General features: G+C 74.0%; 19 protein-coding genes. 8 read left to right on the plus strand and 11 right to left on the minus strand.

The window, feature by feature from the left end:
• Nucleotides 1-41: 41 nt before the first annotated feature.
• Nucleotides 42-542, minus strand: coding sequence for a hypothetical protein (locus ACIRGB_RS15585; RefSeq protein ID WP_403864118.1), 501 nt, complete (start codon nucleotides 540-542; stop codon nucleotides 42-44).
• 116 nt (nucleotides 543-658) lie between these two features.
• On the opposite strand from ACIRGB_RS15585, the gene ACIRGB_RS15590 reads away from it, so the two are divergent.
• Nucleotides 659-1978 carry an ABC transporter substrate-binding protein gene (locus tag ACIRGB_RS15590; RefSeq protein WP_403864121.1) on the plus strand — a complete coding sequence of 440 codons (1320 nt, stop codon included), beginning with the start codon at nucleotides 659-661 and terminating at the stop codon, nucleotides 1976-1978.
• Between the two features lie 31 nt (nucleotides 1979-2009).
• Here the strand turns inward: ACIRGB_RS15590 and ACIRGB_RS15595 are convergent, their stop codons facing one another.
• Both ACIRGB_RS15595 and ACIRGB_RS15600 read right to left on the minus strand, forming a co-directional pair.
• Nucleotides 2010-3686, minus strand: coding sequence for a hypothetical protein (locus tag ACIRGB_RS15595; protein WP_403864124.1), 1677 nt, complete (start codon nucleotides 3684-3686; stop codon nucleotides 2010-2012).
• 201 nt (nucleotides 3687-3887) lie between these two features.
• Nucleotides 3888-5273 carry a transcriptional regulator gene (locus ACIRGB_RS15600; protein ID WP_403864127.1) on the minus strand — a complete coding sequence of 462 codons (1386 nt, stop codon included), beginning with the start codon at nucleotides 5271-5273 and terminating at the stop codon, nucleotides 3888-3890.
• A gap of 303 nt (nucleotides 5274-5576) precedes the next feature.
• Between ACIRGB_RS15600 and ACIRGB_RS15605 the strand changes: the two genes are divergently transcribed.
• The 3 genes from ACIRGB_RS15605 (at nucleotide 5577) to ACIRGB_RS15615 (ending at nucleotide 8811) form a co-directional block, all read left to right on the plus strand.
• Nucleotides 5577-6230: a bifunctional DNA primase/polymerase gene (locus tag ACIRGB_RS15605; protein WP_403864130.1), complete on the plus strand. Its 654-nt coding sequence runs from the start codon at nucleotides 5577-5579 to the stop codon at nucleotides 6228-6230.
• 152 nt (nucleotides 6231-6382) lie between these two features.
• On the plus strand, nucleotides 6383-7159 hold the full coding sequence (locus tag ACIRGB_RS15610; RefSeq protein ID WP_403864133.1) for an ABC transporter ATP-binding protein: 777 nt from the start codon (nucleotides 6383-6385) through the stop codon (nucleotides 7157-7159).
• The gene (locus tag ACIRGB_RS15615; protein WP_403864135.1) at nucleotides 7156-8811 is read left to right on the plus strand and encodes a transporter; all 1656 of its coding nucleotides are present in this window, start codon (nucleotides 7156-7158) and stop codon (nucleotides 8809-8811) included. Before ACIRGB_RS15610 ends, ACIRGB_RS15615 begins: the two co-directional genes overlap by 4 nt.
• 42 nt (nucleotides 8812-8853) lie before the next feature.
• Here ACIRGB_RS15615 and ACIRGB_RS15620 read toward each other — a convergent pair whose 3' ends face one another.
• Together ACIRGB_RS15620 and ACIRGB_RS15625 are read right to left on the minus strand one after the other, a co-directional pair.
• The gene (locus ACIRGB_RS15620; protein ID WP_403864138.1) at nucleotides 8854-9744 is read right to left on the minus strand and encodes an alpha/beta fold hydrolase; all 891 of its coding nucleotides are present in this window, start codon (nucleotides 9742-9744) and stop codon (nucleotides 8854-8856) included.
• Nucleotides 9745-10243: 499 nt separating this feature from the next.
• Nucleotides 10244-10936, minus strand: a complete 693-nt coding sequence (locus ACIRGB_RS15625) for a metal-dependent transcriptional regulator (protein ID WP_402554720.1) — start codon at nucleotides 10934-10936, stop codon at nucleotides 10244-10246.
• Between the two features lie 222 nt (nucleotides 10937-11158).
• Here ACIRGB_RS15625 and ACIRGB_RS15630 point away from each other — a divergent pair, with 222 nt between their 5' ends.
• On the plus strand, nucleotides 11159-11914 hold the full coding sequence (locus ACIRGB_RS15630; RefSeq protein ID WP_403864141.1) for an SIS domain-containing protein: 756 nt from the start codon (nucleotides 11159-11161) through the stop codon (nucleotides 11912-11914).
• Between the two features lie 23 nt (nucleotides 11915-11937).
• Here the strand turns inward: ACIRGB_RS15630 and ACIRGB_RS15635 are convergent, their stop codons facing one another.
• From ACIRGB_RS15635 to ACIRGB_RS15645, 3 genes are all read right to left on the minus strand, one after another.
• The gene (locus ACIRGB_RS15635) at nucleotides 11938-13401 is read right to left on the minus strand and encodes a PAS domain-containing protein (RefSeq protein ID WP_403864144.1); all 1464 of its coding nucleotides are present in this window, start codon (nucleotides 13399-13401) and stop codon (nucleotides 11938-11940) included.
• A gap of 105 nt (nucleotides 13402-13506) precedes the next feature.
• Entirely contained in the window at nucleotides 13507-14382 is an 876-nt protein-coding gene (locus tag ACIRGB_RS15640; RefSeq protein ID WP_403864147.1) for a GNAT family N-acetyltransferase, read from the minus strand.
• Nucleotides 14383-14717: 335 nt separating this feature from the next.
• Nucleotides 14718-15818, minus strand: a complete 1101-nt coding sequence (locus ACIRGB_RS15645) for a citrate synthase 2 (RefSeq protein WP_403864150.1) — start codon at nucleotides 15816-15818, stop codon at nucleotides 14718-14720.
• A gap of 239 nt (nucleotides 15819-16057) precedes the next feature.
• Between ACIRGB_RS15645 and pdxH the strand changes: the two genes are divergently transcribed.
• The 3 genes from pdxH to ACIRGB_RS15660 are packed head-to-tail and all read left to right on the plus strand — an operon-like array spanning nucleotide 16058 to nucleotide 17437.
• Complete coding sequence (gene pdxH, locus ACIRGB_RS15650; RefSeq protein ID WP_403864153.1) at nucleotides 16058-16759, plus strand: pyridoxamine 5'-phosphate oxidase; 702 nt, start codon at nucleotides 16058-16060, stop codon at nucleotides 16757-16759.
• A gap of 40 nt (nucleotides 16760-16799) precedes the next feature.
• Nucleotides 16800-17036 carry a FitA-like ribbon-helix-helix domain-containing protein gene (locus ACIRGB_RS15655; protein WP_403864156.1) on the plus strand — a complete coding sequence of 79 codons (237 nt, stop codon included), beginning with the start codon at nucleotides 16800-16802 and terminating at the stop codon, nucleotides 17034-17036.
• Complete coding sequence (locus ACIRGB_RS15660; protein WP_403864159.1) at nucleotides 17033-17437, plus strand: type II toxin-antitoxin system VapC family toxin; 405 nt, start codon at nucleotides 17033-17035, stop codon at nucleotides 17435-17437. The genes ACIRGB_RS15655 and ACIRGB_RS15660 overlap by 4 nt, the downstream gene beginning before the upstream one ends.
• A gap of 9 nt (nucleotides 17438-17446) precedes the next feature.
• Here ACIRGB_RS15660 and ACIRGB_RS15665 read toward each other — a convergent pair whose 3' ends face one another.
• From ACIRGB_RS15665 to ACIRGB_RS15675, 3 genes are read right to left on the minus strand one after another with little or no spacing between them, the layout of a single operon-like run.
• Nucleotides 17447-18073, minus strand: a complete 627-nt coding sequence (locus ACIRGB_RS15665) for a TetR/AcrR family transcriptional regulator (protein WP_403864162.1) — start codon at nucleotides 18071-18073, stop codon at nucleotides 17447-17449.
• The gene (locus tag ACIRGB_RS15670) at nucleotides 18061-18807 is read right to left on the minus strand and encodes an enoyl-CoA hydratase family protein (RefSeq protein ID WP_403864165.1); all 747 of its coding nucleotides are present in this window, start codon (nucleotides 18805-18807) and stop codon (nucleotides 18061-18063) included. Before ACIRGB_RS15670 ends, ACIRGB_RS15665 begins: the two co-directional genes overlap by 13 nt.
• On the minus strand, nucleotides 18804-20372 hold the full coding sequence (locus tag ACIRGB_RS15675; protein ID WP_403864168.1) for a 4-coumarate--CoA ligase family protein: 1569 nt from the start codon (nucleotides 20370-20372) through the stop codon (nucleotides 18804-18806). Before ACIRGB_RS15675 ends, ACIRGB_RS15670 begins: the two co-directional genes overlap by 4 nt.
• Nucleotides 20373-20379: the final 7 nt, after the last annotated feature.

Genomic DNA, 20379 nt, shown 5'->3' on the forward strand with positions numbered 1-20379 from the left:
CAGGGTCCCATATCCGGCCCCGGGGACCGCGCGCCGTCCCGTCAGGCGGACCGGGTCAGGAGGTGCAGCACCTCGAGCGTGCGCGGCTCCGTCTCCGGGTCCTCGCCGTCACTCGTGGCCAGCCGTACGTGCGCGTCGCGCGCCGCCCGGACCGCCTCCGGCCAGTCCGCGTGCTCCAGGTACGCGGCCACCGGCGCGTCCGGCCCGACCTGGTGCATGATCCGCAGGACCCGCAGCACGGCGGTGTCGACCAGCGCCGCCTCCTGCGAGTCGCGGAAGACCGTGCCCACGTACTTCTCGGCCGACCAGTGGTCCAGCCAGGTGTCCTCCACCAGGCGGTACACGGCGTCGGTGACGTCCCCGTAGCCGTCGACGCCGGCCAGCCAGACGTCCCGCTGGAAGGCGGGGGCGGAGAGCATGTGCAGCGCGGAGCGCACCTGGCTGCGCCAGCGCCACCACGGCATGTCGTTGAGTGGCATGCCGCCCATGGTGGAGGAGCGACGGCCACGACGGGAAGAGTTCTCCGAACCTTGCACGGTCATCGATCCTACGTTCCTCTCCCCCGCCCCCCTCCGGCGCCCGCAATTCACCTCCGCGTCACCACACGTTGACCGCGGGTCACTCCCGGGTTGGCCGGGTGACGGAATCGTGCGGGTACATGACCGGCAGGCGACCCCTTCGCAGCACTCCCCCCGGCGGCCTCCGCGGCCGCTCCCGGGCCACCCGCACCGGCGCCCTGGCCACGGGCGCGCTGGTGGCGTGCGCGTCACTCGCCGTCGGCTGCGGGGTCGTCCCCGGTGCCACGGGGGGCTCCGGGGGCGACGACCCGATCACCGTCATGACCTGGGCGCCGCAGGACACCGGCGCGACCAACAAGCCCGGCATGCCCGCCCTCGCCCGGGCCTACGCCCGCTGGGTCAACGCCCAGGGCGGCCTCGGGGGCCGCAAGCTCAACGTCCTGACCTGCAACGACCACAACGACAGCGTGGCCGCCGCGAAGTGCGCCCGCCGTGCCGTCAACGAGAACGCGGTCGCCGTCGTGGGCTCCTACAGCCAGTACGCCGACTCCTTCTTCCCCGTCCTGGAGGGCGCCCGCATCCCGTACATCGGCGGCTACGGCCTCACCAACACGGAGTTCACCAGTCCGCTGTCGTACCCGGTCAACGGGGGCCAGCCCGCGTTGCTCGCCGGGCTCGGCAGCGCGCTCGCCGGCTCGTGCGGGCCGGTCACGCTCGTCCGCCCCGACACCATCGCGGGCGACCAGCTGCCCGCGCTGCTGGACTCCGGGCTGGTCTCGGGCGGGCACGAGCGGGCCCACGACCAGCGGGCGGCGGAGGACGCCACCGCGTACGACGACCAGTCCGCGCGGGCACTGGCGCGGGAGGGCACCGGCGGGGGCAGGCCGGGGTGCGTGGTGCCGGTCCTCGGGGACCGCACCGGCACCTTCATGGACTCCTTCCGGCGCGCCCGCGAGGACCACCCGGACGTGCGGACCGCGACCGTGCTCGGCAGCGTCGACCAGACGACGGTCAACGCCAGCGGCGGGGAGTCCGGGCCCTACGAGGGGGCGTACGTCACCGGCTGGTACCCGGCGGTGGGCGACCCGGCCTGGGACGCGCTGAAGAAGCTGATCAAGGAGCAGGCGTTCGGCGACAACGACGTCGACGCGGCGGACGCCGGAGTGCAGACCACCTGGATCGCGTACACCGTGTTCAAGGAGGTCGTCGCGTCGCTCGGCGACGGCGAGGTGAGCGCCGACACCGTACGGCGGGCCCTCGACGACGGCCTGGAGGTCCGTACCGGCGGGCTCACTCCCGACCTGAGGTGGACGTTCGCCGACAAGCTGGCCTCGGTCGGCTTCCCGCGCCTGGTCAACGCCGACGTCACCCTCCAGGTCGTCCGGGACGGCCACCTGGTCTCGGCCCGCCGGGGCGCCGTGGACACCACCCGCACCCTCCAGAACGCGGACGTGGCCTAGCGCCCGCCCCGCGGGCCGGCCCCGGGCGGGCTCACAGCTGGGTCGGCCGGCGTTCGGTCAGGCCGTACTTCTTGGCGATGGTGTTCCAGAGCGCCGCGGCCTTGGCCTTCTCCTTGCTGGCTGTGCCGCTCGCCCGGTTGGCCTCCGAGGGCTGGGTGGCGGCCTTGCCCTTCTTGCAGCCCTTCTTGCCGGCCGTCCGGTCGGCCCAGGCCGCGTAGTGGTTGTCGGCCGACGCGGAGGCCTGCCACGCCTTGGTGAGCGCGGTGGTCAGCTCGGTGTGCCGGGGCAGCTGGTCCACCGGCAGCTGGGAGAGGCTGTCGACCAGCCCGCTGCGCTGCTTGGCGGCCTCGCGCAGGTCCTTGGCCGCCTGGGACAGGTTGTCGCAGGTCTTCACGTCGCCCACGGCGTTGATCACCGTGGTGCGGCCGGTGCCGCTGTCGGCGAGCAGCTTGTCCAGTCCGACGGCCTGCTGCCGGGCCGGGTCGGCGGACGGCGAGGCCGGGGCGGACGCGGACTCGGAGGCGGGGGCCGTGGCGGACACCGTCTGGTTGCCGCCCTTGTCCTCGTCCTCTCCCCCGCCGGCCATCATCGCGCCGGCGCCGACCCCGACGACGGCGATGCCCACGCCGACGGCCGCGAGGAGCGGCAGCCGGGAACCGCGGCGGCCGCCCCGGCCGCCGCCGTCGTCGTTGCCGCGCCGCCGGCCGCCGCCACCGCCGCCCGGGCCCTGCGGGGCGTACCCGGACTGACCGCCGGGGTACTGCGGCTGCGGCGCGTCGAACCGGGGCATCTGCTGGGTGGCCGAGGCCGGGCTGTCGGCGCCGGGCGCACCACGGAAGAGGTTGTCGAACTCGGCGGGCGGCTGACGCCCCTCGTCGGTGCCGGGCCCGGCACCGAACGGGCCGCCGGCGGGGCCGCCGGGCACGGGCGCGATGTACTGCGTGGCCTCGGCGTCCGGGTGGGGCGCGGGCGCGGCGGGCGCGGGGTACTGCGGTGCCTGGCCGAGGTACTGGGTCGACTCGGCGGCGTGCGGCCGCACGGGTCTCTCCGGAGGCAGCGCACCCGGCCCCGCGGGCGACACCGGCGGTATGTACTGGGTGGCGCCCTCGTCGGCGGGCGGCACGACCGGCGGCAGGTACTGCGTCGCGCCCTCGTCGGCGGGCGGCAGCGGCGCGGCACCCCCGCCGTGCTGCTGATGCTGGGGCTGCTGGGGCTGGGGCTGGTGATGCTGGGACTGGTGCTGCTGCTGGTGCTGCCCGTACGTCGGCTGCGCGCCGTAGGACTGCTCGCCCGCCGGTGTCCCGTACGACGGCGGCTGCGCGCCCTCCGGCGGCAGCGGGCCGGGTCCGGCCTGCGGCGGCAGGGCACCGGGCGCCTGGGCCGGGGCGTCCTGCCCGTGCGACCACGCCTGGGGCATGGACGGCGGCGCGGACTGCTGCGGGGTCTCCGGGACGCCCCACGGCTGGGCCCCGGGCGGCGTGGGCCAGCTCTGGGTGGCGGGCGCACCCTGCTGCTGGTCGGGGCCCCAGGGGCGGTCCCAGGCCTGGCCGCCGGGCGGCGCCGAGGCGGGCACCGGGCCACCGGCCTGCGGGCCGACGGGAGTGCCGGCCCGACCGGGCAGCAAGGGCTCGCCACCGTCCGAGGGCAGCACGATGCCTTCGCGCGCTTGCCGCCGCGAGGGCTCCTCGCCCTGTCCACTCTGCGTCACCGGGACTCCTACGAATGGGGGACCTTCGGAATCGTCGGCTCACGCTACCGGGTCCCCGGAGCCCCCTGCCACGCCGCCCGGGGCGTCAACTCCTTCCCTGTGACCGCGGTAACAGAACCGGGCCGCCGCGCGCTGTTGATGCCCCGTTCCGCTCACCACGGCGGCGTTTCACGCGTGTTCACTCATCCGCGCCCCGTCCGTTCACGCGGCGGCCTGGAGGTCGAGCCGGGCACCGAACTCCCTGACCACCGCTTCCTCCCGGTACGGCTCGAGCCGGGCCTGGAAGTCGTCCAGGTACTCGGCGCCCCGGTTCGAGCGCAGCGTCTCCAGCAGTTCCACCGCCTTCGTCGCCGTGTGGCAGGCCTGTTCGATCTCGCGCTGCTGCACCTGCGCCGTGGCCAACAGCACATGGCCGATGGCCCGCCTGCGCGCCCGTGACGCGGGATGCCCGTCCAGGGACTGCCGCGCGTAGCGGGCGGCCGCGTCCGCCTGGCCCAGGTCCCGGTGACAGTGCGCCAACTCGTCGGCGAGATACGCCTCGTCGAAGTGCGCGATCCACACCGGGTCGTCCCCGGCGGCCGGATCGGCCGACTCCATCGCGCCGACCGCCCGTCCGGCCGCCTCGTGGGCCGCCCGTACGTCGCCGAGGAGCGCGTGGCCGCGGGCCTCGGCCGCGTGGAACATCGACTCCGCGCGCGGCGTCACCCGCCCGCGTGCGCCCTCCTGGGCCGCCCGCGCCAACTGGGCGATCTCGCGCGGGTTTCCGAGCTGTGCGGCGAGGTGGCTCATGGAGGCGGCGAGGACGTACCCGCCGTAGCCGCGGTCCCCGGCCGCCTGGGCGAGCCGCAGCGACTGGATGTAGTACCGCTGGGCGAGGCCCGGTTGACCGGTGTCGACGGCCATGTATCCGGCCAGTTCGGTCAGGCGCGCGACCGTGGCGAACAAGTCCCGCCCGACCGCCTCCCGGTAGGAGCCGGCCAGCAGTCCCGAGACGACGCTGTTCAGGTAGTGCACCAGGACCGGGCGCACGTGCCCGCTGCCGTACTGGTGGTCCAGGTCCACCAGTGCCTGGGTCATCGCGCGCACGGCCGCCACGTCGGACTGGCCCACCCGCGGCCCCGCCGAACGGGACACCTGCGGGTCGGGGGCGGAAATCAGCCAGTCCCGGCTGGGTTCGACGAGCGCCGAGGCGGCGACGGAGGAACCGGACAGGAAGTCCCGGCGCCCCACGTCGCTGCGCCACAGCTCGCAGACCTGCTCGATGGCGCCCAGTACCGTCGGCGAGAACTGGAGGCCGACGCCGGACGCGAGGTTCTTGCCGTTGGCCATGCCGATCTCGTCGATCGTGACCGTGCGGCCGAGCTTGCGTCCGAGCGCCTCGGCGATGATCGCCGGTGCCCGGCCGCGCGGTTGCTGTCCGCGCAGCCAGCGGGCCACGGAGGTCTTGTCGTACCGCAGGTCGAGACCGTGCTCGACCCCGCACACGTTGACCCGGCGGGCGAGGCCCGCGTTCGAGCAGCCCGCTTCCTGAATGAGCGCCTGCAGTCGTTCGTTCGGCTGCCGCGCGACGAGAGGCCTTGCGGCCATGGCGTAACCCCCATGCGGTCTCATGCGGTCTCGATGCTGTCCCGGCGGATCGTCGGACGAAAGAGATCCGGCCGTGAAGATCAATGCCCCGTCGATGTGCCGACAATGCGAGACTTGCGAAGCTTGCGAGGATTGCCGGGGTAACGGCCGGTGCCGGCCCCAGTGCTGGCTACCCACCTCCCGCGGTGAATCCTCCTGCGCGCCCCCGCCTGTGCACCCATGCGCCCCAAGCGGGGTGCCAATGCACCTCCCCCGCGCGCGCGGCGCCCGTAACCCCCGGTGGGCACGGGAGTTGAGACCCACGTGGAAGAGACCATCCCCGGCACCGAAGCCGCCCAGATCCCGCAGCAGCGCGGCACGTCGCTGCTGGAGACCGCCGTTCGCTACGCCGAGGAGCGTCACTGGGACGTGTTTCCCGGCACCTGGCTGGTGCCCGCCGACGGGATGCAGCGCTGCTCCTGCGGCGACCCGGCGTGCGCCGCCCCGGGCGCGCACCCGGCGCACGAGGACTGGACGGCGCAGGCCACGGGCAGCGCGACCGTCGCCCGGCGGATGTGGCAGAAGCAGCCGGGGGCGTCGATCCTGCTGCCCACGGGGCGGACGTTCGATGCGATCGACGTGCCGGAGACCGCCGGGTTCCTGGCGCTGGCGCGGATGCAGCGGATGGAGCTGACGCTGGGGCCGGTGACGCTGGCGCCGGACCGGCGGATGCGGTTCTTCGTGCTGCCGGGGGCGGGGGCGAAGGTGCCGGATCTCGTGCGGCGGTTGGGGTGGTCGCCCCGGGTGCTCGATCTGGCGGTGCTCGGGGAGGGGGCGTACGTGGCGGCTCCGCCGACGCGGTTCGGGCAGTGGGGTGCGGTGCAGTGGGCCTGCCGGCCGACTGCGGTGAATCGGTGGCTGCCGGATGTGGAGGAGTTGATCTCGCCGTTGACGTATGCGTGCGGCAGGGATCGATAGGGGCGCCCATTCATCTGCCGGGTTGCTGCGACTTGGCGGCTGACGGCCGTGAGTGGCTTGTCGCGCCCACGCGGCGGAGCCGCATATCGACACAGTCCCGCGCCCCTTACCGGCGTTGCTCCCCCGTAGGGTGCAACGGGACGGAGGGAGTTGTGGTGAGTAACAGCGCCGTGCGGGTTCAGGGGCTCTGGAAGCGGTTCGGGCAGCAAGTGGCCGTGGGTGGGATCGATCTGGAGTTGCCGGCCGGAAAGTTCATCGGGCTCGTCGGGCCCAACGGGGCCGGGAAGACCACCACGCTCTCCATGGTGACCGGGCTGCTGCGGCCGGACCAGGGGTCGGTCGAGGTCGTGGGACACGACGTGTGGCGCGATCCGGTCGAAGTGAAGGCCAGGATCGGGGTGCTGCCCGAGGGGTTGCGGCTCTTCGAGCGGCTGTCGGGGCGGGAACTGCTCGGCTACACGGGCCGGTTGCGCGGGCTGCCCGGCGAGGAGGTCGACAAGCGCGCCACCCAGCTCCTCGACGTGCTCGACCTCGCGGGGGCCCAGCACAAACTGGTCGTCGACTACTCGACCGGCATGCGGAAGAAGATCGGCCTCGCCGCCGCACTGCTGCACAATCCGGAAGTGCTGTTCCTGGACGAGCCGTTCGAGGGCGTCGACCCGGTCTCCGCGCAGACCATCCGGGGTGTCCTGGAGCGCTACACCGCCTCCGGCGCCACCGTCGTCTTCTCCTCCCACGTCATGGAGCTGGTGGAGTCGCTGTGCGACTGGGTGGCCGTGATGGCCGCGGGACGCATCCGGGCCACCGGAACGCTCGCCGAGGTGCGCGGCCAGGCGGCCTCGTTGCAGCAGGCGTTCCTCGAACTCGTCGGCGCGGGGGGCCGGGACGCCGGGTCCGATCTGGACTGGCTGGGCGGCGGGTCCCGATGAGCGCGCCGACCTCACCGGCCGCACCGGCCCCGTCCGGCTCGTCGGGCCGCCCGCCGGTCCCCTCCGGCGCGTCCGTCACGCCCGTCTTCGTACGGCTGAAGCTGTCGCTGCTGCGCAACGGGCTGCGGCAGTCCGGCGGGCGCCGGGCCGCCTACATCGCCTCCGCCGCCCTCGTGTTGCTCTTCGCCGCGCTCCAGCTGATCGGCCTGATCGCGCTGCGCGGGCACGCGCACGTGGACTCGCTGGTCGTGCTGCTCGCGGCGGTGCTCGCGCTGGGCTGGGCGGTGATGCCGCTGTTCTTCCCCGGCGGCGACGAGACGCTCGACCCCACCCGGCTGGTGATGCTGCCGCTGCGGCCCGGCCCCCTGGTGCGGGCCCTGCTCACCGCCTCGCTGGTGGGCATCGGGCCACTGTTCACGCTGTGCATGTTCGCCGGTTCCGTGGCCGCGGTCGCGCACGGCGGCGCGGCGTACGCCGTCGGGGTCGTCGGCGCGGTCCTCGCGCTGCTGGTGTGCGTGACCCTGGCGCGGGCCGTCGCCGCCGCCAACGTACGGCTGCTGACCAGCCGCAAGGGGCGCGACCTCGCGGTGCTGAGCGGCCTGGTCGTCGCGGTGGGCGCGCAGCTCGTCAACTTCGGGGCGCAGCGGCTGGGTTCGTCGGGGCTGGGCGAGCTGGACCCGGTGGCCGACGTGGTGCGCTGGGTGCCGCCGGCGTCGGCGGTGGGCGCGATGGACGCGGCGGGCGACGGGTCGTACGGCATCGCGCTGGCCCAGCTGGCGCTGACGGCCGCGGCGCTGGGGCTGCTGCTGTGGGTGTGGGCCCGCCACCTGACGCGGCTGATGACGGCGCCCGACGGCTCCACGCTCCAGAGCGACACCGGGGCGGTGCGCGAGCGCGGCTCGGCCGGACTCGCCCGGTGGCTGCCGGCGGGCCGTACGGGCACCACCATGGAGCGCACCCTGCGCTATGTGTGGCGCGACCCGAAGACCAAGGCGGCGTGGGTGACCTCGCTGGCCATCGGTCTGATCGTGCCGGTGTTCAACGCCTGGCAGGGCACCGGTTCGGTCTACTTCGCCTGCTTCGCCGCCGGGATGCTCGGCATCCAGATGTACAACCAGTTCGGGCAGGACACGTCCGCGTTCTGGATGGTCGCGATGACGATCTCCTCGGCCCGGGACGCCTACGTCGAGCTGCGGGCCCGCGCGCTGGCGCTGCTGCTGATCACACTGCCGTACGCCACCCTCGTCACGGTGCTGACCACCGCGATGCTCGACGACTGGCGGGCCCTGCCCGAGGCGCTCGGCCTGTCCTTCGCGCTGCTCGGCGCGATGCTGGCGACCGGCGCGTGGACCTCGGCGCGTTTCCCGTACTCCATCCCGCAGGAGGGGTACAAGAACGTCGCCCCCGGCCAGGTCGGGCTGGCCTGGGTCTCGATCTTCGGCGGCATGATCGGCGCGGCCCTGCTGTGCGCGCCGGTGATCGGGCTGACGATCTGGCTGAACGTGAGCGGGGGCGCCGGGGACGTGGGCTGGGTGCTGCTGCCGGTCGGCGCGGTGTACGGCGCGGCGCTGACGCTGCTCGGGCTGCGGCTGGCCGCGCCGCGCACGGCGGACCGGCTGCCGGAGATCCTCACGGCGGTCAGCAGGGGGTGACGGGCCCCTCCCGGGGCGGGGCGCCGGGCCGTTCCCGGGCGCTCAGGCGTCCCCGAGGGTGCTCAGGAACGGCTCGATGGCCGCCCGCCACGCCTCCGGCTGGTCGTAGTGGACGAGGTGGCCGGCGTCGGCGACCTCCGCGTACTGGCCGTTCGGCAGGACGCGGACCATCTCCTGGGCCTCGGCGCGGCCCAGCTCGCCGTCCAGGCCGCGCACGACCAGGGTGGGGCAGCGCACCTGGGCCAGTTCCTCCCAGTGCGCGTCGTAGACCCAGGTCTCGCGGGAGCGCAGCATCTGCTCGGGTTCGAAGACGGGGCGCCAGCCGTCCGGGGACTCGGCCATCACCTCGGCGTAGAACTCGCCGCGGGCCGGGTTGGGCCGCTCGACCCACGGATCGTCCTCGCCGAACCACTTGCGGACGTCGGCGAGCGTGGCGAAGGGGACCGGCCAGGCGCGGAACCATTCGGTCCAGGTGTGCTGGGAGGCGGCGCCGAGTGCGGAGGCCCGCATGTCGCAGATGATCAGGCCGCGGACCAGGTCGGGGCGCTTGGCGGCGAGCTGCCAGGCGGTCAGCGCGCCCATGGCGTGGCCGATGAGGACGGCGGGGCCGAGACCGAGCTGCTCCAGGGCGGCCTCGACGTCCTCGACGTACGCCTCCCGGGTGTAGGCGGCCCGCGGGGGCTTGTCGCTGCGGCCGTGGCCGCGCTGGTCGAGGGCGACGGCCCGGTGGCGGGCGGAGAGCCAGCGGGCGGTGGCGGCCCAGTGCGAGGCGCGGCCCATCAGGCCGTGCAATAACAGCACGCCGGGCAGGTCCCCCGCGCCGGACGCGGAGGAGGAGGGGCCGGGCGCCCGGTCGGTCTTGAGAGGGTCGCCGAACTCCCAGGCCGCGAGGCGTACGCCGCCCGCGCCGGTCACGTCGATGCGCCGCGCCATAGGTCCTGGCACCCCCAAGCTCCGCTCGGACCCGCCCGCTCTCGCGGGCCGGCCGTCCTGTGAACCGTGTCCTGCCTGCCGTGCAGAGTAGCCAACTTATCGAATACGCATTCGAAAGAGCCGTTTCGACGAGCAACACCCCTCATTCGAGTGACACCGCTCAGGGATTGATCGCCGCCGCCCAGGGGAGATCTTCAACGGGAGGCGGACCGCTCGGGGAAAACGGTCCGAGGGGATTGACCTTGAGAGCTCGGGGCTCCAGGTCAGCACAGGGGAGGACAGGCCCCGGCGCCGCACGGCGCCGGGGCCCTCTGCGTCTCTTCGGCACGCCCCTCCCCCTCTCCGGCCGGGCGACATCGCTGTCAGCCACGGGCCAAGAGCCCCTCACGTCCGCTGCTTCACGCCACAGCCTTGCACGCGAAGCGTCCGGCCGCTGCGATTCGGCGCACTGGAATCCCGAATCGACGGACCCCGGTCAACCGGCCCCGGGGGCCCGCGGTCAGCGCTTGGCGACGAACACGTGGGAGGCGGTGTCCGACTCCAGCTCGGCGGCCTCGCCGCCGCTGCCCACCAGCACGCCGCCCGCCGACTCGGTCACGCTCACCACCGAGCCGGGCTGCACCCCGGCCCGGCGCAGCGTGTACATCAGCTGCGCGTCCGTCTGGATCGGCTCACCGATCCGGCGCACGACGACCGTCTTGCCCTCGACCCCCGGGTCGAGATCGGCGAGGGACACCATGCCCTCGTCCAGGAACGGGTCGGCCCCGTCCGTCTCGCCCAGCTCCTCCAGGCCCGGGATCGGATTCCCGTACGGCGACTCGGTCGGGTGCCGCAGCAGCTCCAGCACCCGGCGCTCGACCGCCTCGCTCATCACGTGCTCCCAGCGGCACGCCTCCGCGTGCACCTGCTCCCACTCCAGGCCGATCACGTCGACCAGCAGACACTCCGCGAGCCGGTGCTTGCGCATCACGCGTGTCGCCAGCCGCCTGCCCTCGTCGGTCAGCTCCAGATGCCGGTCGGCCGCCACGGACACCAGCCCGTCACGCTCCATCCGCGCCACCGTCTGGCTGACCGTGGGACCGCTCTGGTCGAGCCGCTCGGCGATCCGGGCGCGCATCGGGACCACACCTTCCTCCTCCAGCTCCAGGATGGTGCGGAGGTACATCTCCGTGGTGTCGATCAGTCCGGACATACGTGCCCCTCGATGAGATTGCCGGAGGCTGAGGCCCACCGGCGCGTGCGCTGGCCCTGTCACCAATTCTGACGCATACCACCGACAACCGTGCCGCGCCGCGAAAAGCCGGGCCCGGCCGCGCCCGCCCGGCCCCTCCACGCCGCCCTGACGCCGTATTGACACCGCGCTGGTCCAGACCGCACCGTGATCCGCGACGCAGCCACTGAGAAGGGGTCCCGCATGAGCGACCACAAGCCGGCCGGACGGTTCCTCGACGCGGCGATCGACCTCCTGCGGCGCGTCCGCGACGAGGAGGCGGACAGCGTCGAGGCGGCCGGCACGCTGCTCGCCGACACCGTGCTCAGCGGCGGCCGGCTCTTCGCCTTCGGCGCCGGCCACTCCTCCCTCGCCGCGCAGGACGTGGTGTACCGCGCCGGCGGACTCGCCCTGATGAACCTGCTCGCCGTGCCCGGCGTCGTCGGCGTCGACGTGATGCCGGCCACCCTCGGCTCCGCCCTGGAGCGCGTCGACGGCCTCGCGAGCGCCGTGCTGGACTCCTCCCCGCTGCGCGAGGGCGACGCCCTGGTGATCGTCTCCCTCTCCGGGCGCAACGCCCTGCCCGTGGAGATGGCCATGAACGCCCGCGCCCTCGGCGTCCGGGTCATCGGCGTGACCTCGGTGGCGTACGCGTCCGAGACCACGTCGCGGCACGTCTCCGGCACGTTCCTCAAGGACCACTGCGACGTCGTCCTGGACTCCAAGATCGCCGTCGGCGACGCGGAACTCACCCTCGACACCGTCCCGGCGCCCTTCGCCCCCGCCTCCACGGTCGTCACCAGCGCCCTCATGCAGGCCATGACGGCCACGGCGGCCGCGACCCTCGCCGACCGCGGCGTCGAGCCCCCGCTGCTGCGCTCCGGGAACGTGGACGGCGGCCACGAGTGGAACGGCCGGGTACTGGAGGAGTACCGGGACCGGATCTTCTACCGCCGCTGAGCGGAACCGGGGGCCCGCCCCGGCTACGGCCGCTCCAGCGCGCCGCCCAGGTCCAGCGCGGTGGCGATCCGGACCGCCACGTCCTCGGCGTACATCGCGTCCGGCCGCTCGAAGGCGCTGCGTCCGGCGCCGCGCAGGAACGTGACGACGCCCAGCGTCCGGCCGCGGCTGCGCAGCACCGCGCACAGGCCGTGCACCGTGTCCTCCGGCCACTGGCGGGCCGTGGCCCACCGGCGCACCTGCTCCGCCGGGACCGCCCGCGCACCGGCGCTGGCCCGCACCGAGCCCGCCCGCTCCACGCACTGCACGGCGGGGTGCCCCTCGCCGTAGCGCACCGGCATCCCGGCCGTCCCGGACGGCACGCTGGGCCCCGGCGCGCCGGACGGGGTGGCCGCGACCCGCACCAGCCGCACCGGCTCCGCCGCGTCGGTGTCCGACGTGGCCCCGCCCACCACCCGGTCGATCAGGGCGTGGTCGGCGAACCCGGCCAGCGCGAAGTCCAGGTGGACGATCGCGGCCTCCGCCGGGTCCTCGCACTCGGCCGCGGCACGCGCCGCCCGGTGCAGCTGGTTGGCCCGGAAGCGCAGCAGCGACGCCTCCTGCTCGCCCTGCTTCGCCTCCGTGACGTCCTGGAAGAGCCAGCCGACCCCCAGCGGCACCGGCTCCTCCGCCAGCGGCGAGGCCAGCCGCACGAAGCCACTGCGCCAGCACCGGCGCCGCTCGCCCTCCGGCGTGCGCAGGGTCACCCACACCTCGGCGGGCCCGGGCGGCGCGCCCTCGGCCAGGACGTGCGTCAGCGCGTTCTCCAGCTCCTCGACGCCCTGGGCGAGCAGATCGCCGAGCGGCCGCCCCAGCACCGACGTGCGACCAGCCCCGAGCGCCCGGGCCGCGTGCGCGTTGACCACGGCGGGCCGCAGGTCCACGTCGACCAGGACGACACCCCAGCCGGCGTCCTCCAGCAGGGCCTCGCTCAGCGCGATGGACCGCTCCAGGTCGATCTGCGCGTGCACCTCGCTGAACGCGCAGTACACGCCCGCCGGACGCCCGTCGGGACCGCGGACCGCCGCGGACTGGGTGCGCACCAGCACCCGGCCGCCGTCCTTGGTCAGCAGCGCGAACTCGTGCACCTGGCGCCCCGGCGCCCGCATGGCGGACAGCAGCCGGTCCTCCACCTCCCCGGCGTCCGCGCTGCGCACCGCCCAGCCGGCGAAGCCCCGACGTCCCACGGCCTCGGCCGCGCTCCAGCCCAGGATCCGCTCCGCCTCGCGGTTCCAATGGGTCACGACCCCGTCCGCGTCGAAGGCGCACAGGGCCGCGTCCATGCCGTCGAGGAGCGCGGCCAACAGGTCCGCGCCGTCCCGCTCGGGCTGCTCCGGCTCGTCCGGACCCAATGCGTCGGTGGCGCCACTACGCCGCGAAGCACTCACCTGGACCCCCTGCAGGCTGCGTCCGCCGTACCGTACGTCGGTTCGCTCACTGGCCTTCATTCAACTCGAACGTGATGCAGCACACACCGGGTTCCCGCAAGTTCGCGGAAATCGTTGTACTGCGGAAACTCGGCATAAGCCCCCGTCATGACGGGGCACCGCGGATCATGCCGGGCGGGCGGCGGCGAGCCTCAGGTCGACCCACTCCTCGCGCTCGCCGTCGAGCACGTACCGCTCCTTCTCCACGAACCCACGCGCCCCGGCGAACCGCAACCCGTCGGCGTTGGCCGCCAGCACCACGGTCTCCACCGCCCCGGCGTCCAGCTCGCGCGCGTGGGCCAGCCCCGCCGCGTAGAGCGCCGTACCGATCCCGCGCCCCCGGTACGCCGGCAGCACCCGCGCGATCACGGTCGCCACCCGCTCCTCGCCCCCGGGCGGCCGCACCGTGGAGCAGCCGACGAGCACGTCCCCGAGGTAGGCGTTGGCCAGCCGGTTGCGCCCGGCGCGCTCCCGCGCCTCGTCGAGGGTCAGCGCGGCCGGCGGCACGATCACGTTGTGCACGTGCCGCCACTCCTCAACCATGGCGTCCCCGGCCACCGGCTCGATCCGCAGCGCCGAGCCCGCACCGGGCGCGACCGTCCCGCGCCGCGCGTCCACCTCGATCTCGATGCGCATCCGCTCGTCCGCGAGCCCGCACACCATCATCGTCGCGGCCGGCCGCACCTGCCCGAACGCCTCCCGCAGCACCGGCCAGCAGGGCTCGAAGTCCTCCCGCGCGGGCAGCAGGTAGCGCACCCGCACCACGTCCGCGAACGTGCACCCCGCCTCGGCCAGCGCCGCCCCGATGTTGCGCAGGCACTGCTCGGCCTGCTCCACCACGTCCGCGGAGATCGTCATCGACGCGTAGTCGAAGCCGGTGGTCCCCGACACGTGCACCCGGTCGCCGTCGACGACGGCCCGGGCGTACCCGATCCGCTCCTCGAAGGCCGACCCGCTGACCACCGCCCGCCTGACCGGCGGCTCCCCCAGTCGTTTCGTCATGGGCGAAACCGTAGGTGACCAGCGAAGACGCGTCTATGGGAGATCGACGACGAATCGATCCGGAAATTCGATTGATCGGCGGCCGACCGGTTTCTTAGGGTGGGCGCTACACGAGAAGGGAGGTGGTTCGGCAGATGTATGAGATCCGGACGCGTGAGGTGGCTGCGGGCTAGCGGCCCGGCACCACACGGAGTGCGGCGCCGGACCAGCGCGTGACAGATGCGTGCAGCCGGCCCAATTCCCAGCAGTCACCCGACCCGCGAGTCGCCGGTACGTCCGGCCGGCTCCTCCACGGAGGAACCAGACTCGCGGGTCGCCTGCGTTCAGGGGGGCGGTCAGTCCGCGATGTCGGCGTAACCCTCGATCTCGCGCGGGTTGCGGGTGCCCGGGCCCACGTAGCGGGCGGAGGGGCGGACCAGGCGGCCGGTGCGCTTCTGCTCCAGGATGTGGGCGGACCAGCCGGCGGTGCGGGCGCAGGTGAACATCGAGGTGAACATGGGGGCCGGGACCTCGGCGAAGTCCAGCATGATGGCGGCCCAGAACTCGACGTTGGTGGCCAGCACCCGGTCGGGGCGGCGGGCGTGCAGCTCGGCCAGGGCGGCCTTCTCCAGGGCCTCGGCGACCTCGTAGCGCGGGGCGCCCAGTTCGCGGGCGGTGCGGCGCAGGACGCGGGCGCGCGGGTCCTCGGCGCGGTAGACGCGGTGCCCGAAGCCCATGAGGCGTTCGCCCGCGTCGAGGGTCTTCTTGACGTAGCCCTCGGCGTCGCCGGTGCGCTCGATCTCCTCGATCATGTGCAGGACGCGCGAGGGGGCGCCGCCGTGCAGCGGTCCCGACATGGCGCCCACGGCTCCGGAGAGGGCGGCGGCCACGTCCGCGCCGGTGGAGGCGATGACGCGGGCGGTGAACGTGGAGGCGTTCATGCCGTGCTCGGCGGCGGAGGTCCAGTAGGCGTCGACGGCGGCGACGTGCTTGGGGTCGGGCTCGCCGCGCCAGCGGATCATGAAGCGTTCGACCACCGACTGGGCCTTGTCGATCTCGCGCTGCGGCACCATGGGCAGGCTCTGGCCGCGCGCGGACTGGGCGACGTAGGACAGGGCCATGACGGCGGCGCGGGCGAGGTCGTCGCGGGCCTGGGCGGCGTCGATGTCCAGCAGGGGTTTGAGGCCCCACGCCGGGGCGAGCATCGCGAGGGCGGACTGGACGTCGACCCTGATGTCGCCGGAGTGCACGGGGATGGGGAAGGGCTCGGCGGGCGGCAGGCCGGGGTTGAAGGCCCCGTCGACGAGCAGGCCCCAGACGTTGCCGAAGGAGACGTGCCCGACCAGGTCCTCGATGTCGACGCCGCGGTAGCGAAGGGCGCCGCCCTCCTTGTCGGGTTCGGCGATCTCCGTCTCGAAGGCGACGACTCCCTCTAGTCCGGGTACGAAGTCGGACATCAGGCGGCTCCTCGTGATCAGTGGTGTACGGCGACCTGGGCGGAGACGGTGCGGCGGCTCCATGGATCCACGGTCGTGTCCCGACTCGCGGTCCCGGCGGTCACCCCTGTGATGCCCCGTACGGCCGTCGGTCATCCGGCCGGAGCGGGACCAAGCACCTTATCTCCGGGTGCCAGGTTTGGGGAGTGGGTGCGGCACTCGGTGCCACCCCGGCCGGGTGGGGGAGCCGATACGGCAGGATGGGCGGCGTGACCGATCGCGAAGCCGATTCCGGCGTCCCCGCCGCCTCAGTCCCCTTCGATCTCGCCTCGATGCGCAAGCAGTACCGGGCCGAGGGGCTGTCCGAGACCGAGCTGGCGGCGACGCCCGTCGAGCAGTTCGCGCGCTGGTTCAAGCAGGCGGCGACGGACGGCGGGCTGTTCGAGCCGAACGCCATGGTCGTCTCCACGGCGGACGGGCGGGGGCGGCCCAGCTCCCGCACGGTGCTGCTGAAGCACTTCGACGAGCAGGGCTTCGTCTTCTACACCAACTACGACTCCCGCAAGGGGCGCGAGCTGGACGCGAACCCGTACGTCTCGCTGCTGTTCCCCTGGCATCCGATGGCCCGGCAGGTGGTGGTCACGGGCGTCGCGCGCCGCACCGGGCGGGACGAGACCGCCGGGTACTTCCGGACCCGGCCGCACGGCTCCCAGCTGGGTGCCTGGGCGAGCGTCCAGTCCTCGGTGGTGGCGGACCGCCGTGCCCTGGACGCGGCGTACGCCGAGCTGGCGGCGCGTTATCCGGAGGGCGAGCGGGTGCCGGTGCCGCCGCACTGGGGCGGGTTCCGGGTGGTGCCGGAGGCGGTGGAGTTCTGGCAGGGCCGCGAGAACCGGCTGCACGACCGGCTGCGGTACGTGGCGGAGGGCGGCGGGGGGTGGCGGGTGGAGCGGCTGAGTCCGTGACCCGGTGGCAGAGTGCTGGCGGTGGGACTAAACTGCTTGCATGGCTACGATCCACGTGAGGGACGTCCCGGAGGACACCCTGCGGACCTTGAAGACGAGGGCCGCGCGCACCGGACAGTCACTGCAGTCCTACGTCCTGCAGCTGCTCGCCGGTGAGGCGGCGACCCTGACCCCGGCCGAGGCGGCGCTCGAGGCGCGGGCGATCGCCGCACGCGGGCGGGTCACGGCGGACGACGTCACCGATGCCCTCCGCGACCTGCGCGAGGCCCGCGCGTGAGCGTGCTCGTCCTGGACACCTCCGCGCTCGTGGAGTTCCTCGTCGGCGGCGACGCACTCGCCGAACGCGTGCGGGCCCGCGTCACGGACCACCGGCTGGCCGCGCCGCACGCCGTCGACCTGGAGTGCGCCTCGGTGCTGCGCGGCCTCGTGCGGGGCGGGAAGCTCCCCGAGGACGAGGCCGAACGCGCCCTCCACCTCCTGGGGCGCATGCAGCTCAAGCGGTACGACCATGCTCCGCTGCTCCCCCGCATCTGGGAGCTGCGGCACAACATGTGGCCGTACGACGCCTCGTACGTGGCGCTCGCCGAAACGCTGGACGCCGAGCTGGTCACCGTGGACGCCAAGTTCGCCGGAGCTCCGCACATCCGCTGCCGGCTGAGCAACCTCCGCACCGCCTGACCGGCCGCCTCAGGCCAGCGCCGCGTCCAGCAGGCGCGCCCACTGCTCCACCACCCGTTCCCGGCGTGGGCCGTCGTCGGTGAGGAGGGTGGCGAGGCCCAGGCCGCGGGCCATGTCCAGGAGGCCCTGGACGGTTTCGCGGGCGCCGGGGCGGCTCTCGTCGGCGCCGAGGAGGTCGACGGCGATGCGGTGGCTCTCGCGGCCGACGCGGGCCTCCAGCTCGGTGACCCGGCCGCGCAGCTGCTCCTCGTTGGAGGCGGCCACCCACAGGTGCAGGGCGGCGCGGAAGAGCGGGCCGGTGTAGAGGTCGACGAGGGCGGCGACCACCGCGCGCCGGTCGTCGGCGGCGGCGCCCTCGGGGAACAGGGCGCGCAGGGCGACGGAGCGTTCCTCGGCGACGTACTCCACGGCCGCCGTGAAGAGGTCCTCGCGGGTCGGGAAGTGGTGCTGGGCGGCGCCGCGGGAGACTCCGGCGTGTTCGGCGACGACGGAGACCGTGGACCCGGCCCAGCCGCGTTCGGCGAGGCAGGCCACGGCGGCTTCCAGGAGCCGCTGCCGGGTGGCCCGGCTGCGGTCCTGCTTGGGAACGCGCTCCGCGCGGTCGGCCGTGTTCACGGCGCCGCTCACACCACCCATTCCGGATCCCGTCGTTCGAGGAAGGCCGTCATCCCCTCGCGGGCCTGCGGGGAGGCGAACAGCCGGGCCGAGAGCGCGGTCAGGTCGGCCGCGTCCCGGTCGAAGGCCTCCAGCACCCTAGCCGTGAGCAGCCGTTTCGTCTCGGCCAGGCCCTGCGGTGAGGCACGGCGCACACCGTCGAGGACGGGTTCGAGTACGGCGTCCACGTCGTCGCCCGCCGCGGTGACCAGGCCGACGCGGGCGGCCTCGGCGGCGTCGAAGCACTCGCCGGTGAGGTAGTAGCGGGCCAGCGCGCGGGGGTCGGTGCGCGGCAGCAGGGTCAGGGAGATGACGGCGGGCGCCACGCCGATGCGGACCTCGGTGAAGGCGAAGGTCGACTCCGTGGACGCGGCCGCGATGTCGCAGGCGGCGACCAGGCCGAGGCCGCCCGCGCGGACGTGTCCGGCGACGCGGGCGATCACCGGTTTCGGCACCTCGGCGAGCTGCCGGAAGAGGCCGACGAGGGCGTCCGGGGCGGGCGGGTCGCGCAGGTCGGCGCCGGCGCTGAAGGTGGTGCCGGTGTGGGTGAGGACGACGGCGCGGACGCCGGGGTCCTCGGCCGCGTCGGTGAGGGCGGCGGCCAGCTCGGCGACGAGGGCGGCGGACAGGGCGTTGCGGCGGTGCGGGGAGTCGAGGGTGAGGGTCTCGACGCCCCGCGCGCGCGTGCGGGCGATGAGGGGGGCGGTTTGGGTCACTGCTGCTCCCTCAGCTGTCGGCGGAGGATCTTGCCGGACGCGGCACGGGGGACGGCGTCGACGAAGGTGACCCGGCGGACGCGTTTGTAGGGGGCGACGCGTTCGGCGACGTACATCATGATCTCGCCCTCCGCGAGGCCGGGTGCGGCCGGCTGGCGTACGACGAAGGCGTGCGGTACTTCGTTGCCGTCGTCGTTGTAGGCGCCGATGACGGCCGCGTCGGCGACGCCGGGGTGGGTGAGCAGGAGGGCCTCGAGTTCGGCGGGGGCCACCTGGAAGCCCTTGTACTTGATGAGTTCCTTGACGCGGTCGACGACGTACAGCCAGCCGTCGCTGTCGGCGTGGCCGACGTCGCCGGTGTGCAGCCAGCCGTCGCTGTCGATGAGGGCGGCGGTGGCGTCGGGGCGGTGCAGGTAGCCCTTCATGATCTGGGGGCCGCGGATGAGGATCTCGCCGGACTCGCCCGCCGGGAGGTCCTGGCCGGGGTCGGTGAGGGAGACGATGCGCATCTCGGTGCCGGCGATGAGCTTGCCGACGGTGCCGGGCGGCGCCTCGCTCATGGCGTCGAGGGGGACGACGTGGGTGCCCGGGGACAGTTCCGTCATGCCGTACGCCTGGCCGACGGGCGGCAGGCCGAGCCGTCGGGAGCAGGCGGCGGCGAGGCGCGCGTCCAGGGGTGCGGCGGCGCTGACGATGTACTTCAGCGAGGAGAGGTCGTAGTCGGCGACCAGGGGGTGCTTGGCGAGCGCCAGGACGATCGGCGGGGCGACGTACAGGCTGGTGATGCGGTGGTTCTGGATGGCGGCGAGGAACTGCTCCAGGTCGAAGCGGGGCAGGACGACGACGGTGGCGCCGAGCCTGAGCGGGGCGTTCATCAGGGCGGTCAGGCCGTAGATGTGGAAGAACGGCAGCACGGCGAGGACGCGGTCGCCGGGTGCGGAGGGCATGGAGGGTTCGAGCTGGGCGAGGTTGGTGGCGATCTGCCGGTGGGTGAGCATGACGCCCTTGGGGGTGCCGGTGGTGCCCGAGGAGTACGGCAGGGCGGCGACGTCCTCGGCCGGGTCGATCGCGACGGACGGTTCGGGCGCGGTCGAGGCCAGCAGGTCGACGAGTGAGCGGTGGCCCGGCGCACTGTCGCAGACCAGGATCTCCCGGACGCCGCCCGCGAGTTCGGCGGCCCGGCGGGCGGTGGCCAGGAGCGGTGAGACGGTGACGATCCAGCGGGCCGCGCAGTCCTTCAGCTGCTTGGCGAACTCCTCCGCCGTGGCGAGCGGGTGCACCGTGGTGACGGAGGCGCCCGCGCGGGTGGCGGCGTAGAAGGCCAACGGGAAGGCGACGGTGTTGGGGCTGTGCAGGGCGAGGACGTCGCCCTTGCGCACGCCGGACTCGGCGAGGGCGGCGGCGACGCGCCGGTGGAACCGGTCCACCTGCTCGTAGGTGAGGGTGGTGCCGTCGGTGCCGTCGATCAGCGCCGGGGCGTTCCCGAAGGCGGCGGCCCCGCCGAGCACCGCGTCGTGGATGGGCAGGTCGACGGGCGGGACGTCTGCGTACTCGCTGCGGAACACGGTTCCT

This window comes from Streptomyces sp. NPDC102490, assembly GCF_044765285.1.
In the GTDB taxonomy this organism is placed as follows: Bacteria; Actinomycetota; Actinomycetes; order Streptomycetales; family Streptomycetaceae; genus Streptomyces.

Coding starts and splice junctions, on each gene's coding strand:
- ACIRGB_RS15615 (WP_403864135.1), top strand. CDS start 7,156: ATGAGCGCGCCGACCTCACCGGCCGCACCGGCCCCGTCCGGCTCGTCG.
- ACIRGB_RS15645 (WP_403864150.1), bottom strand. CDS start 15,818: ATGTCCGACTTCGTACCCGGACTAGAGGGAGTCGTCGCCTTCGAGACG.
- ACIRGB_RS15665 (WP_403864162.1), bottom strand. CDS start 18,073: ATGGGTGGTGTGAGCGGCGCCGTGAACACGGCCGACCGCGCGGAGCGC.
- ACIRGB_RS15655 (WP_403864156.1), top strand. CDS start 16,800: ATGGCTACGATCCACGTGAGGGACGTCCCGGAGGACACCCTGCGGACC.
- ACIRGB_RS15625 (WP_402554720.1), bottom strand. CDS start 10,936: ATGTCCGGACTGATCGACACCACGGAGATGTACCTCCGCACCATCCTG.
- ACIRGB_RS15600 (WP_403864127.1), bottom strand. CDS start 5,273: ATGGCCGCAAGGCCTCTCGTCGCGCGGCAGCCGAACGAACGACTGCAG.
- ACIRGB_RS15640 (WP_403864147.1), bottom strand. CDS start 14,382: ATGACGAAACGACTGGGGGAGCCGCCGGTCAGGCGGGCGGTGGTCAGC.
- ACIRGB_RS15590 (WP_403864121.1), top strand. CDS start 659: ATGACCGGCAGGCGACCCCTTCGCAGCACTCCCCCCGGCGGCCTCCGC.
- ACIRGB_RS15635 (WP_403864144.1), bottom strand. CDS start 13,401: ATGAAGGCCAGTGAGCGAACCGACGTACGGTACGGCGGACGCAGCCTG.
- ACIRGB_RS15630 (WP_403864141.1), top strand. CDS start 11,159: ATGAGCGACCACAAGCCGGCCGGACGGTTCCTCGACGCGGCGATCGAC.
- ACIRGB_RS15585 (WP_403864118.1), bottom strand. CDS start 542: ATGACCGTGCAAGGTTCGGAGAACTCTTCCCGTCGTGGCCGTCGCTCC.
- ACIRGB_RS15620 (WP_403864138.1), bottom strand. CDS start 9,744: ATGGCGCGGCGCATCGACGTGACCGGCGCGGGCGGCGTACGCCTCGCG.
- pdxH (WP_403864153.1), top strand. CDS start 16,058: ATGGGCGGCGTGACCGATCGCGAAGCCGATTCCGGCGTCCCCGCCGCC.